This is a genomic window from Psychrobacter immobilis (assembly GCF_904846065.1).
Classification (GTDB): domain Bacteria; phylum Pseudomonadota; class Gammaproteobacteria; order Pseudomonadales; family Moraxellaceae; genus Psychrobacter; species Psychrobacter immobilis_H.
This window is the reverse complement of the sequence record NZ_CAJGZV010000002.1, coordinates 1-13,235: the sequence shown is the minus strand read 5'-3', so window position 1 is coordinate 13,235 and position 13,235 is coordinate 1. Positions and strand designations below refer to the sequence as shown.

At 42.9% G+C, this 13,235-nt stretch carries 14 protein-coding genes; 8 read left to right on the top strand and 6 right to left on the bottom strand.

The genetic code is table 11. The annotated features are described in order from the left end of the window. Positions 1-86: 86 nt before the first annotated feature. The 6 genes from gluQRS to JMW64_RS12705 all read right to left on the bottom strand — a co-directional run bounded on the left by gluQRS (position 87) and on the right by JMW64_RS12705 (position 5,700). Positions 87-1,028 (bottom strand): tRNA glutamyl-Q(34) synthetase GluQRS, encoded by a 942-nt coding sequence (gluQRS, locus tag JMW64_RS12730; RefSeq protein WP_201555168.1) that lies wholly within the window; start codon positions 1,026-1,028, stop codon positions 87-89. Between the two features lie 247 nt (positions 1,029-1,275). After that, the gene (dksA, locus tag JMW64_RS12725; protein WP_045445865.1) at positions 1,276-1,713 is read right to left on the bottom strand and encodes an RNA polymerase-binding protein DksA; all 438 of its coding nucleotides are present in this window, start codon (positions 1,711-1,713) and stop codon (positions 1,276-1,278) included. A gap of 493 nt (positions 1,714-2,206) precedes the next feature. Continuing rightward, positions 2,207-3,052, bottom strand: a complete 846-nt coding sequence (locus JMW64_RS12720; protein WP_201555167.1) for a metallophosphoesterase — start codon at positions 3,050-3,052, stop codon at positions 2,207-2,209. A gap of 251 nt (positions 3,053-3,303) precedes the next feature. Beyond that, complete coding sequence (locus JMW64_RS12715) at positions 3,304-4,122, bottom strand: metal ABC transporter permease (RefSeq protein WP_201555166.1); 819 nt, start codon at positions 4,120-4,122, stop codon at positions 3,304-3,306. A 106-nt stretch (positions 4,123-4,228) separates the two neighbouring features. Further along, positions 4,229-5,026: a metal ABC transporter ATP-binding protein gene (locus JMW64_RS12710; protein ID WP_201555165.1), complete on the bottom strand. Its 798-nt coding sequence runs from the start codon at positions 5,024-5,026 to the stop codon at positions 4,229-4,231. Positions 5,027-5,106: 80 nt separating this feature from the next. Then, on the bottom strand, positions 5,107-5,700 hold the full coding sequence (locus tag JMW64_RS12705; RefSeq protein ID WP_201555163.1) for a Fur family transcriptional regulator: 594 nt from the start codon (positions 5,698-5,700) through the stop codon (positions 5,107-5,109). Between the two features lie 195 nt (positions 5,701-5,895). Between JMW64_RS12705 and JMW64_RS12700 the strand changes: the two genes are divergently transcribed. The 8 genes from JMW64_RS12700 to atpG all read left to right on the top strand — a co-directional run. After that, positions 5,896-6,786 (top strand): metal ABC transporter solute-binding protein, Zn/Mn family, encoded by an 891-nt coding sequence (locus JMW64_RS12700; RefSeq protein ID WP_227694289.1) that lies wholly within the window; start codon positions 5,896-5,898, stop codon positions 6,784-6,786. 291 nt (positions 6,787-7,077) lie between these two features. Then, on the top strand, positions 7,078-7,476 hold the full coding sequence (locus JMW64_RS12695; protein ID WP_045452420.1) for an ATP synthase subunit I: 399 nt from the start codon (positions 7,078-7,080) through the stop codon (positions 7,474-7,476). Between the two features lie 684 nt (positions 7,477-8,160). After that, positions 8,161-9,027, top strand: coding sequence for a F0F1 ATP synthase subunit A (atpB, locus tag JMW64_RS12690; RefSeq protein ID WP_055125357.1), 867 nt, complete (start codon positions 8,161-8,163; stop codon positions 9,025-9,027). A 33-nt stretch (positions 9,028-9,060) separates the two neighbouring features. After that, positions 9,061-9,309, top strand: a complete 249-nt coding sequence (gene atpE, locus JMW64_RS12685) for a F0F1 ATP synthase subunit C (RefSeq protein WP_010197960.1) — start codon at positions 9,061-9,063, stop codon at positions 9,307-9,309. A gap of 117 nt (positions 9,310-9,426) precedes the next feature. Further along, complete coding sequence (locus JMW64_RS12680) at positions 9,427-9,897, top strand: F0F1 ATP synthase subunit B (RefSeq protein ID WP_045452424.1); 471 nt, start codon at positions 9,427-9,429, stop codon at positions 9,895-9,897. A gap of 13 nt (positions 9,898-9,910) precedes the next feature. After that, positions 9,911-10,534, top strand: coding sequence for a F0F1 ATP synthase subunit delta (locus JMW64_RS12675; protein ID WP_045445877.1), 624 nt, complete (start codon positions 9,911-9,913; stop codon positions 10,532-10,534). A gap of 93 nt (positions 10,535-10,627) precedes the next feature. Continuing rightward, complete coding sequence (gene atpA, locus JMW64_RS12670) at positions 10,628-12,172, top strand: F0F1 ATP synthase subunit alpha (protein WP_055125356.1); 1,545 nt, start codon at positions 10,628-10,630, stop codon at positions 12,170-12,172. Positions 12,173-12,398: 226 nt separating this feature from the next. Further along, a partial coding sequence (gene atpG / locus JMW64_RS12665) for a F0F1 ATP synthase subunit gamma (RefSeq protein WP_201555159.1) occupies positions 12,399-13,235 on the top strand: 837 nt, incomplete at its 3' end.

Sequence of the window (13,235 nt, the reverse complement as noted above, 5' to 3'; positions counted from 1 at the left end):
GAGCATTAGTTATAGGCTCGATGCATCATGACTGGCATTATCCAAAGAAGCGTCGCTAAATAGTGGCGCTTTTTGCTAGCTGATTCTTATCCACTGTGCATATTTAACTGTTGCTTGCCTTGTAACGACGTACTGTCCCATTGAGCAATGGCTTGCTTTAACATACGAGTAGGTGTGTCTCTATCGACGGCTGGTTGCTGTAATAGTTGTAAAGCATCGGCGATAAGTTTACTTGGATCCCGTGTATCAATGGGTTGTGCTAGGTTTTGCTTGGAGAGTTTTTGTCCATCACCATGACATATCAGTGGCAAGTGATACCAGTGATCGATGGCAGGTAAGCGTGCGGCATCCATGATGCTGATTTGCGCTGTCGTCATGGGTAGGATATCTAGACCGCGCATAATATGTGTCACCTGTTGCAGTCCATCATCAAGGCTGGCAGCCAAAATATAATTGATCATACCATCTTGGCGACGCACCACCATATCACCCAATGTCTGCTGAGGATTATCCCACTGCAATCCTTGAATACCGTCGTTAAAACCAATCTTATAATTCGGTAGCTGTATGCGTAGCTTATGTTGCTCTCTATCAAGGTCAGCGCTGACACAGCAGCGTGGATAACGTTTCCTGTTTGGTTGCAATGGGTTAGCATCATAAGCTGGGCTCAGCTCTTCTTGCGCCCAGTATTGCTCCAAGTCTTTACGCGAGCACTGACAGCCATAAGTGAGCGGATGCAGGGCTGAGTGTAGATAATCATTATAAATATCAATACGCTCAGATTGATAAATGATATCACCGTCCCAGTACAATCCAAGCGCTTCCAAATCAATCAAAATTTGCTCAGTAAATTGCTGATCACAGCGTTCGGTATCAGTGTCTTCAATACGCAGTAGCCATTTACCACCAATGGATTTTATATGGCAAAAGCTGGCAAGCGCAGTCGTCAATGAGCCAAGATGCAGTTCACCAGTCGGTGAGGGAGCAAAACGACCAATCGGCTGTACTGGTATGATTGGAGTGGGCATAGGAATAAGGTTAGTTTTCAAAGTAGGAAATTATCGGTAAAAAAGGTAGAAGATAGAATAATAAATATATCCGTAAAAAGATATTTGTGAAATGAGTCTGTTTTGTTAGCAAATCAATATGAGCAAGCTTAAAGCTCTGTATCAGCCATGATTTATTGACTAAAAACCAGCCAGCTAAAACGCAATAAGCGACCATGTTATGGTCGCTTATGCTTACATTCTACTATTGAGATGAATCGTAATTCGCTTAAGCGCCTTGATTTTGGCGTTCTTTAATCTCAGACAGGGTTTTACAATCGATACACTGGGTAGCCGTTGGGCGCGCTTCGAGACGACGCAGACCAATCTCTACGCCGCAAGTTTCACAAAATCCATAATCATCATTTTCAATTTCTGACATAGATTTATCGATTTTGCGAATGAGCTTACGTTCACGGTCACGCGTACGCAATGCGAGGGCAAACTCTTCTTCTTGGGTGGCGCGATCATTGATATCTGGCATAGCACTGGACTCGTCTTGGATATAAGTCTTGGTGCGATCCGCTTCGCCAATCAGTTGGCTCTTCCAATCCAATAATATAGCCTTAAAGTGCTCTAACTGCGCATCAGACATGTACTCTTCGTCTTTGGCAGGCACATAAGGAGTAAACTTAGCTTCACTCGGATTCGTGGTCAGGGTGCTCATATGGGTATCCTACTTTTTTCAAATTAATTCAATAAAACGACGTATCAAAAGACAAGACGCTATCAATGTCATAAACGCTATAATTTGTCCCTTTATAAAACGTTTTACCACTTGGTAACACAAGTAACACAGCGGATCTAATAGTACAGTTATCTTGATATGCTTAAAGCAATCTATCAATGGTCGGGTATATGGTTATGCATATTTTTATTTAAATAGCGTTGTCTTAATAATGCGACAAATCACTGACTGTGAAGACTTAGCTGTGATCGATTTAGCCATCCTAGCTATTATAATTCTACCTAATACCAGATACTAGGCAGTCCTCATTTCGTTTTATACGTTGTATCATTGTTTCTGACAATAATGAAGTCATTTTTCATCATCATGTCGCTTTTACCGTGCCAGTCATTGTATTCTGAACTCAGAAATATCAGTCAATAGCTTGAGGTATAAGGGCTCACATCAATATTGGTGTCAATAAATCTGGGCGTCAAGTATCCAGTCTTTCTACCCAGCTTGCAACCTTTCCATTGTTGGCTAATTGCAACCAACGGTAACCGGGCGGGACGCTTTTATCATAGGAGAAATCATTCTCATAAGGCTTGAACTGGTAGCAAGTAGATGGCGTACTATAGACTGTGACTCCTTGACGATGGCGGACCTGCTCTTGGTGCGTATGACCACTGATAATGACCTTGAGATGGTCAAATCCTAACAGATGCTGCCAAAAGGCCTCACTATTCTCTGCCATATGTGTGTCAATCCAGTCAGAGTCTACGGGAATGACGTGATGATGTAGAGCAATCAGCGCAGGCTTATCACAAGCATCGAGTCTCTCGCATACCCAGTCAATATCGGTAGGCGTTATCTCGCCCGCGACTTTGCCCGTGATGGATGAGTCTAATAACAACAGCTGCCAACGATCAGTCTCAATGACATGCCGGCTTAGCAAACGCGGGTCAGCAGGTTGAGCAATCAGTTCGCGCTCAAAGAATGGTAAGTCACTGCCTATTTCATCCGTCACATCATGATTGCCTGCGATACAAGCAAAAGGAATATGGGTCGCTTGCAATACCTCAAAAATATGATCATAAATAGCGGGTTTGACTTCATTGACTAAGTCGCCAGTCACGATAATCAAATCGCAGCGAATGTCGCTACTCAATGCTTGCTGTAGTACTGTTTCAAAGCACTGCTGACAGGCAGAGGCTTCGCTATTGTTAGTATCGCCATCAACACTAGAAGAAACAGGCGTTGATAAATGCAAATCTGTGATTTGTAGTATGTTTACCTGTTCATCTGGTGTGCTAATGTTATTAACAGGATAGCTTAGCATTGGGTCAGTCCCCCATCGAATCGAAACAAGTGATGCTGTTAAAACGAATGATAGATAAATGGATGTCCTGCATCGAGTAGACTAATGAATTTTGGTCTGACCAATATGTTTTTTGGCTTGACGCCGCTAGTATGTCGATGATATTAGGGCAAGTTTATAACATAAAGTCAATGAAAGCTCTATCATATTGATGAAATAAAGTTGGATAAGAGGATAAAAAAACCAGCGGCTTTATGTGAACCATAATGTGTCTAACGGCGCGCTGACCAAATTTTTTCAGTGCTGAGCTTTGAGAAAATCAGCGCGATAAAAAATAAAATGGCTAATATTAATACGATAGCAAGTCCTGTCTGAATATCTAGCCAGATGCTTCCCCAAACGCCTAGCGTCACGCCAAGCTGTGCGATCAGTAGCGATATAACGACCATTTGTTTTGGCGATGATGACCATAAACGTGCCGTTAATGCTGGTAATACCAATAAACCGCTGATTAGTAAACTACCAACCGCTTGCAGGGCAATCGCACAAAATCCCGCCAATACGCCCATAAAAAACAGCCGCTGGCGTGTCGGATTAACACCTTGAATACGCGCCAGTGCTTCATGAGTGGCAAGCTTAATTTGTGCAGGCCATATATACATAAGTAGACCGAGCCCTACCAACACGCTACCGGCAAGTAAGGGCAAGTCTGCCCAATCAAGCTCTAGCAAATTACCAAACAAAAACCCCAGTACGTTTGCTTGTTGGTCAGTCAACTGGGTCAAAGCCAATAAGCCTAAGCATAATAATGACACCGCCACGACCGCCAAAACCGCATCGACAGGCAGGCGCTCATCATCGATTAATACCAGCCCTAGCACTACCATGACGCTGACCAAGGCAATGCCAATGCCCATAGGTAATTGCCACCATACTGCTAAAGCCACGCCAAGCAAGGTACCATGTGCTAAAGCATCAGCAAAAAAGGCCATGCGTCGCCACAAGACTAAGCAACCTAAAGGCGCTGATAGTAACGCTAAAATACTGCCAGCGATCCAAGCGGGGGCAATGATGGCTAACCAAGCAGTCATAATAAATATCCGTAAAAGTTTTTATAAAGCTCAACGCTCGATATGTGTTTGATGTATCAAGCTTCGATATATTTTATATTTGTGAATGTTCAACGCGCCTTAATGATTATAATTCGCTTGGGGCGTGATGCTCACAGGCATGTGGTTGATGCACATAAGGCTGCTCATAATGATGCCCAAATAGCTTTTGAAACTCACTACTAATGGCAAGCTCGCTTGGTTGTCCCTCACAGCAAATATGCTTATTAAGACAAATCACGCGTCGACTGCCTTTCATGACCCAATGCAGATCATGCGATACCACCAGCATGGCACAACGCAAAAACTCTGGCAGCTCATCAATAAACTGATAGAGCCAAACTTCAGTATCAGGGTCCAGTCCTTGCATCGGCTCATCTAAAATCAATAAGTTGGGTTTGTCTAACAATGCGCGCGCGAGCAAGACTCTTTGTGTCTCACCACCCGACAGGTGCAGCATTTGTCGCGATAGTAAGTGCGTCAATGACAAGTTATCAAAGATAAATTGACGCTGCTCAGACGTTAAACGCCTTTTATCCGCTTGTGCCAATAAATCGCAGACTCGTAATGGCAATATCGGCGGTACAGCAAAGCGCTGTGGCACATAGCCAAGCTGTAACTTTTGATGAGAGTTAATGTGCCCTTTAGTTGGCTCAATCAATCCCAAGATAAGTTTAACCAACGTTGACTTACCAGCGCCATTAGGTCCAATAAGACTGACTGTTTCATTAACCGCAATGTCAATATCAATATGTGAGAGTAAGCGTTGATGCCCAATGTCGTAGCTGACATCGCTTAGGCTCAGCAGTTTACTCGCAGTGTTAATGGTGTTGCCATCAACAGCGGAAAAGTTCGGTTGATTAGACGGTGAGGTAGACAGGCTCATAGTATGACAACCAATAAGTGAATAAGTAATACAAATAAAAAACGGATGACAAAGACTTACGCTTCAGTGGTTAGGGTGTGTTACTGGCACGCTTGGCAACGACCACTCAGCTCAATCACACTGCGTTCCACAATAAAGCCAACGTCTTGCTCAGCAAAACTCATCATTTCCTGTACGGGCACACTGCTACATTCTTGTACACGCTGACATTGACCACAGATTAAAAATGCTGCGGTATGCTGCGCGCGTGGGTGACAGCAGGGCACATAAGCATTGATAGAGGTCAATTGATGTATCAAGCCTTCACTCAATAGAAACTCCAGACTGCGATAGACTGTAGGTGGCGCGACATTTTTTGGCGCTTGTTTTTTAGAGCTAATTTCTTTAGATGCTGCTTTCATTGGGTGCTGTTGCGAGTTAAGCGCTTCGCTGCTGTCATCATTGTTATTAGGCTCTGATAAGCGCATTTGCTGCAATTGCGTGATCAAATCATATGCACCGATAGGCTTATTGGCTGCCAATACCAATTGATATATTTGCTGGCGCAATGGGGTAAAGCGTGCACCATTCAGGCGACATTGTTCTTTTGCTGCCATTAGGCGCTCGGTCACGTCATGCGGCGTAAAGTCCTGCACATCATGTAAATGTTCGCAGACTGATAAACTGGTGGACATGGTGCAAGCTCCTACAAAAAAAATGGCACTGTTATTATAGTAATTTACTATGTTATAGTATAACATACTAAAAATAAGAGCAGATAAATGATCTTGGCTTATTTATTGATACCTTGATGATCACTCAGATACAACGGCGATAACGTCTAAATGTTTCCACTTATATTTTATCTTTCATACATTAAAGAATCTATTATGAACTCAGTTTTCAAATATTTTTTAAGCTCAACCATTATACTACAGCGATGGCTCATTACGGGCATAGTTGCATTAGGCGTCTTTACTGTGAGTGCACAAGCGGCAACAGTCAGCGTGAGTAATTATCCATTGTTTTTATTGAGTCAAGCAGTGACTGAAGGTTCACCGCCTGCCAAGCAGTTATTGCAAGCAGGGGAGGTAGGTCATCATGGCAGTATCAGCCCAGGCGATATTAAAGCCATTCAGGACAGTAAATTTGTCGTGTGGTTTGGTGAGCCATTAGAAAATAACTTGGCGGCAAGCCTTAATACCGCACCCAATGCGATTGCCTTATTTGAATTTAATGCCTTTAATCGTCATCCGCTACGTGACGTTCAAGGCAAGCCTATTGCTGGCACCTTGGATCCACATATATGGTTAGATCCTGAAAATGCCAAAGCCATGACTCGTGCCCTTGCCGTGATTCATAGCCATGCCAATCCGCAATATAAAGCACTTTATCACGCCAATGCGCAAAAATTTGCTCAGCGAATGGATAGGGGAGTGGCATCTTTCGTAAAACAAGCTAAAGGCAAGCAGCAAACCCAGCCTTATTGGGCTTATCATGATGCTTATCAATACATCGAATCCAGCACAAACCTAAAGCTTGCTGGCAGTTTAAGCACTGACCACCATTTGGCACCACGAGCAAGCCAAATACGCTGGCTAAATGAGAAGCGTCCAGCCAAGCAAATGTGTCTGGTTAGCCCAAGTCAACCAGCCAAAGGTCTACTCGCTAAGTTACAGCCTGTAAAAACCACTGTGCAACCTGAAGATATGAGCAATAGTAAAGACTTTGTGAGTGGTTGGCAGACGATGGCACAGCAAATCTATCAATGTATATCGTAGAATAACTGATTAACCATAGTGGCTTGCAACGCTTTAGCAGCCATTATGTAGTCATACTTTGGGTGTTATCCATTGGTCAGTAACTGTGATGTCTATGAGTGATTCAGCTAGGTCACTGATAAAAGGTATATTTTTCTTGCTTAACGGTGGTATGCCCCTTATAATAAGTGGCGTTTTATTTTGGTTAAAAGGTAACACCTGTAGAGTGAGCCGTTCACGGATAAAAGTGTCGCGACGATGTTATATTGCCACCTTATCCCAATGCTGTAAGGCTATAGGATTGCATTACCGATGACCAAGCCTGCCAAACGCACACAAAAAGATAAAATTGGCATCTATATCAAACGCCAAGCGTGGATATTATTTATCCTTATTATTATTGCTTGGGCTTTAGATACCAGTTGGCTACATAGTGAGCTTACTGTCGCAAAAAGCGCCGCTATTGGTGCGCTACTCAGTTTTGCAACCCAAGCTGTATTTGCTTTTTTTATCTTTTGGTACACTGGATATCGCGCGCGCCAACATATTGTTAGCCAGCTATATCGAGGTCAAATGGCCAAATGGCTATTGACTGTGTTTGGTTTCGCACTAATTTTTATTACCGTACAACCCCTATCTGCACCTGCGCTGTTTATCGGTTTTATGGTAATGCAAATTAGTCACAGTTGGATGTTGTGGCATATACGCTAGCATTAATAGACGATGACTATATCAATAGTTGAGTGCTTAATAGTGCTAGGCAAGTCACCCTGCCGTCCAGCTTCTCTATGACTGATTTCATAAGAAAGTCAAAACATACAAAACTGTCTAAAGACAGCGCCAATGATCATAAAGACTGTGATATGAGCGTTTAAATGAGTATAGCGTGTGATGATGGAGTCGATAGCCAATTATTAGCTATCAGTATTGCCTCTAATTAAATTCTTACAATTTAATTAATCACGCAAAGCTATGTTAGTAAACGTTAATAGTAGCTAACTTATTCATACAGTGCATAAAAAAGTCATAATTGACTTTACACGAATACAACGCTGCATTAATATAGGCAGCTAAATATTTTGCTTATAAACGCTGTATTAAGCGTCGATCGTGGAAACGCGGCAGTAAGTAAACACAGATATAATAATTTCGCGTACATATACAAGGGCTATTACTGAATCATCATAAGCCCTTTTTTGATAGCTAAAATTTATCTTACGTTATCAAATTGCGCACTAGTAATAGAACTATGGGTTGGATGTTATTGATTACATGAGTGCTTTAGCATGGTTCATCGGCTTGCTAGCAGGTCAAATAGGATCGTTAAAACCTCATCAGATGACAACCATATTTTTGGTAGTTGATTAAATCGTTGATTAATAAGAAGCTGACATTATGGCAGGCGAGCAAACAACAACAGACTATATCTCTCACCACTTAACGAACTGGACGTACGGTTATCTGCCGGGCGAAGGCTGGAAAGTTGCCTATACTGCTGAAGAAGCTAGTGCAATGGGCTTTAAAGCCATCCACCTTGATTCTATGCTTTGGTCAATTGGTCTAGGCATTGTTTTCTGCGCCATCTTCTGGATGGTCGCTAGAAAAGTCACTTCAGGCGTGCCGGGCAAAACTCAGGCCGCGGTTGAGATGATCGTTGAGTTCGTTGATAACAACGTTCGTGATTCGTATAGTGGTACCTCAAAGCTGATTGCGCCTTTGGCGTTGACTATCTTTGTATGGATATTCTTAATGAACTTGATGGATTTACTACCCGTCGATTTTATTCCTATGATTGCTGGCCAAATCGGCGCAATGATGGGACATGATCCACATCATGTGTTCTTTAAGATCGTTCCAACGACGGATCCTAATATTACGCTTGGCATGTCTTTTTCTGTCTTTATACTGATTCTGTTCTATAGTATCAAAGAAAAAGGTTTGGGCGGCTTTGTTGGCGAGCTAACACTGCATCCGTTTAGTGCCAAAAACCCTATCGTACAAATTATTTTAATACCCATCAACTTTATCTTAGAGTTTGTTACTTTGATAGCGAAACCTATCTCTTTAGGTCTGCGTCTATTCGGTAACATGTATGCTGGTGAGTTGATTTTCATACTGATTGCTCTAATGCCGTTTTGGATTCAATGGGCGTTATCAGTACCGTGGGCTATTTTCCACATCTTAATTATTACACTTCAAGCGTTCGTATTTATGATGCTGACGATAGTTTATATGTCACTTGCATCATCAACTGAACATTAATTAGACATTCAATAGGTAAATGAGGATACATCCATGGATCCAGTATTAGGTGGTTACACAGTTATCGCAGTAGCACTACTTATCGGTTTAGGTGCACTAGGTACAGGTATTGGTTTTGCTATTCTAGGTGGTAAATTCTTAGAAGGCGTTGCGCGTCAGCCAGAACTTGGTTCACAGCTGCAAACTCGTATGTTTATCGTAGCAGGTCTTCTTGATGCTATTCCGATGATCGGTGTTGGTATTGCTATGCTATTGTTGTTCGCTAACCCTCTAGCAGGTTAATCAGAAAGCTCAGTTGTAAATGTTTGGTAGTCAAAGTTTGTATCTTAACCATAGCCAAAGTTTGGCTATCAAATATGATCAATGAAACTGATTTTTCATTAACAAAGAGGTGATCACGTGAATATCAATTCTACCCTCATCGGTCAAGCCATTGCTTTTGCAATCTTTGTGATGTTCTGCATGAAATTCGTGTGGCCACCACTTATTGGTGCCATCAATGAGCGTCAGCGTAAAATTGCTGAAGGCCTGAATGCCGCAGAGAAAGCAAAAGCAGATCTGGCGACCGCTGAGCAAGACGTCCAGCAGGAGCTTGATCTTGCAAAGACCAAAGCTGCTGCTTTAATCGAGCAAGCGAACAAGAGTGCCAACCAGCTTGTCGAAGATGCAAAAATGCAGGCCCAAGTGGAAGGCGAGCGCATTCGTCAACAAGCGCAAGCGTCTATCGACCAAGAAATCAATCAAGCGCGTGAATCATTACGTGCCCAAGTTGCTGAACTGGCTGTACTTGGTGCAGAAAAGATTTTGCAAGACAAAGTCGATGTGCAAAAACATGCCAGTATGTTAGACCAACTGGCGGCAAAGCTGTAACTGTGAGGATATAATGGCTGACTTATCAACCTTAGCACGACCCTACGCTAAAGCCGCGTTTGACTATGCCAACGAAAACGGGGCCGTAAACGAGTGGGAAAATTTCTTGTTTGTCGCCAGTGCAATTGTCAATGACAAAGCGTTCCGTACATGGCTAGAAAATCCAGCCGTTACGGCTGAGCATAAGTCAGCTGCTTTGGTTGATCTTTATGACTCACAAGTGGCTGGTGATAGCGACTCTGCTTTTAAACAGCTACTAGGCGAGAGCAAAGGCTCTCGTTATGGTAATAGTATTAGCTATCCTAAAGTGTCACCAGCGCTCAATAATTTTATTAAGCAGTTGGCGCAGCAAGAGCGTCTGGCGCTGCTTCCTGAAGTTTATGAGCATTATCGCCGCCACAAGGCAATAAGCTTAAAGCAGCTTGATGCTTACGTGACCTCTGCCTATCCATTGACTGACGCTCAGCGTGAAATGCTTCAAACGCGCCTTGCTGCATCGTTAAATGCTAGTGTGGTGATTCATGAGTCGGTCGATCCAAGTCTATTGGCAGGCGCTACCATCAAAGTCGGTGACAAAATCATTGATGATTCGATGCGCGGCAAGTTACAACAGTTAAAAACACAGCTAACGGCCTAATGCCATTTACCAGCGCAGTCATCTATGATCTGCGTGAAAGTAAGAGCATTTAAGTCAGTGGGCGGGTTATCATAAATTAAAGGAAACAAGGCAATGCAACAATTGAATCCAGCGGAAATCAGTAACCTGATTAAGCAGCGTATTCAAGACCTTGATGCGGGTGCAACTGCAAAAAATGAAGGCACGATTGTCAAAGTATCTGACGGTATCGTGCAGATTCATGGTCTTGAAGATGCCATGTACGGCGAAATGATTGAGTTTGAAGGCGAAATCTATGGAATGGCGCTTAACTTAGAGCGTGATTCTGTCGGCGCGGTAGTACTTGGTGATTACCTAAAGCTGCAAGAAGGTCAAAAAGCCTATTGTACTGGTCGTATTCTTGAAGTACCAGTAGGTCCTGAGCTGCTAGGTCGTGTTGTTGACGCCTTGGGAAATCCTATTGATGGCAAAGGTCCTATCGATGCCAAAATGACTGATAAAGTCGAAAAAATCGCCCCAGGCGTTATTGATCGTCAGTCAGTAGATCAACCAGTAATGACGGGTTATAAAGCCGTTGATACTATGATTCCAATTGGTCGTGGTCAGCGTGAGCTTATCATTGGTGACCGTCAGACGGGTAAAACCGCGATGGCTATCGATGCGATCATCGCGCAGAAATCATCTGGTATCAAGTGTGTATACGTCGCAATCGGTCAGAAACGTTCTACCATTGCAAACGTCGTACGCAAGCTTGAGCAAACTGGTGCATTAGCATATACCACGGTTGTGGTTGCATCAGCATCAGAGCCTGCCGCACTACAGTATATCGCACCGTATTCAGGTTGTACGATGGGCGAATACTTCCGTGACCGCGGTGAAGATGCACTGATTGTATTTGATGACTTATCAAAACAAGCCGTTGCTTATCGTCAAATTTCACTATTGCTACGTCGTCCGCCAGGTCGTGAAGCGTATCCTGGTGATGTATTCTATTTACATTCACGTTTACTTGAGCGTGCATCACGCGTAAACGCGGCGTACGTAGAAAAATTCACCAATGGTGAAGTAGTTGGTAAAACCGGTTCTTTAACCGCACTGCCAATTATTGAAACCCAAGCTGGTGACGTATCTGCATTCGTACCAACCAACGTGATTTCAATCACCGATGGTCAGATTTTCTTAGAATCAAGCCTATTCAACTCAGGTATCCGTCCAGCAGTTAACGCTGGTATCTCGGTATCTCGTGTGGGCGGGGCAGCTCAGACTAAGATCATCAAAAAGCTATCTGGTGGTATCCGTACTGCACTAGCTCAGTATCGTGAATTGGCCGCCTTTGCTCAGTTTGCATCAGATCTTGATGACGCGACTCGCGAACAGCTTGATCATGGTGAGCGTGTGACTGAATTGATGAAGCAGAAGCAGTATCAGCCAATGTCAATCTCTGAGCAAGCAGCCGTTATCTATGCATCGAATGAAGGCTTTTTAGCGGACGTTCCTGTCGAAAAAATCGGTTCTTTTGAAGAAGCTTACTTACGCTATATGCATGATGAGCAAAGTGAATTGATGCGTGAGATTGATGATACTGCGAATTATAATGATGATATCGCAGGTCGTTTGAAGTCATCTTTAGAGACCTTTAAACAAAATCATAGTTATTAATTTAACGGGTTAAGCCGAATTGGTTAAGGCTGTCTTTGATGGCTAATAAAGTGGCGCATTGTCTTGTATTTTTTTATTAAGACAGTAGCGCCACTATTCTAACCATTGACGGTATTAGATCGTGTCATGCACAAAATATATAACATTAATCTGTTAGATTGATGTTATATACTAAATAATTGTCGCATGCGCCAATGCTTTTTAACCCTCTTATATTGGAATCATTATGGCAAGCTTAAAAGAGATACGTGCCAAAGTCACCAGTATTAAAAGCACCCAAAAAATTACTCGTGCTATGCAAATGGTTGCGGCAAGTAAAATGCGCCGTGCCCAAGAGCGCATGGAAGTGGGTCGCCCGTATGCTGATAGTATGCGCCGGGTTATTTCACATTTGGTGCATGCCTCATCAGACTATAAACATCCGTATATGGTCTCGCGTCCAGTCAATAAGGTTGGCTATATTGTCATTACCTCTGATCGCGGTCTGGCGGGTGGTTTGAATATTAACTTATTCAAAGCTTTATCTAAGAGTATCCAGCAGTATCAAGATCAATCTGTACAAACTGAGTTTGCAGTTATTGGCGCTAAAGGTGTGAGTTTTTTCAAAAACTTTGGTGGTAAAGTGACCTCGGCAGTAACCGATTATGGTGATAAGCCAACGTTTGAGCAGATAAACGCACCGGTTCAAGCGATGCTTGACGATTATACTAACGGTAAAATAGACCGCATCTATGTGGTTTATAATAAGTTTGTTAATGCGATGACCCAAAAGCCGACTGTCAATCAGTTGGTACCTTTACCAGAAAGTGCGTTTGGTGAAGAAGAGAGCGGCATTCAAACAGAACTGAGCTGGGATTATATCTACGAGCCTGATATCAAAACATTGATTGATGAGTTGCTTGGCCGCTATATTGAGTCGATTGTGTATCAAGCGGTAATGGAAAATATTGCCTCTGAGCAGTCCTCACGTATGGTTGCAATGAAAGCGGCGACAGATAATGCTGGTGACCTAATTAACGATTTACAGTTGGTTTATAACAAGCTGCGTCAAGCGGCGATTACC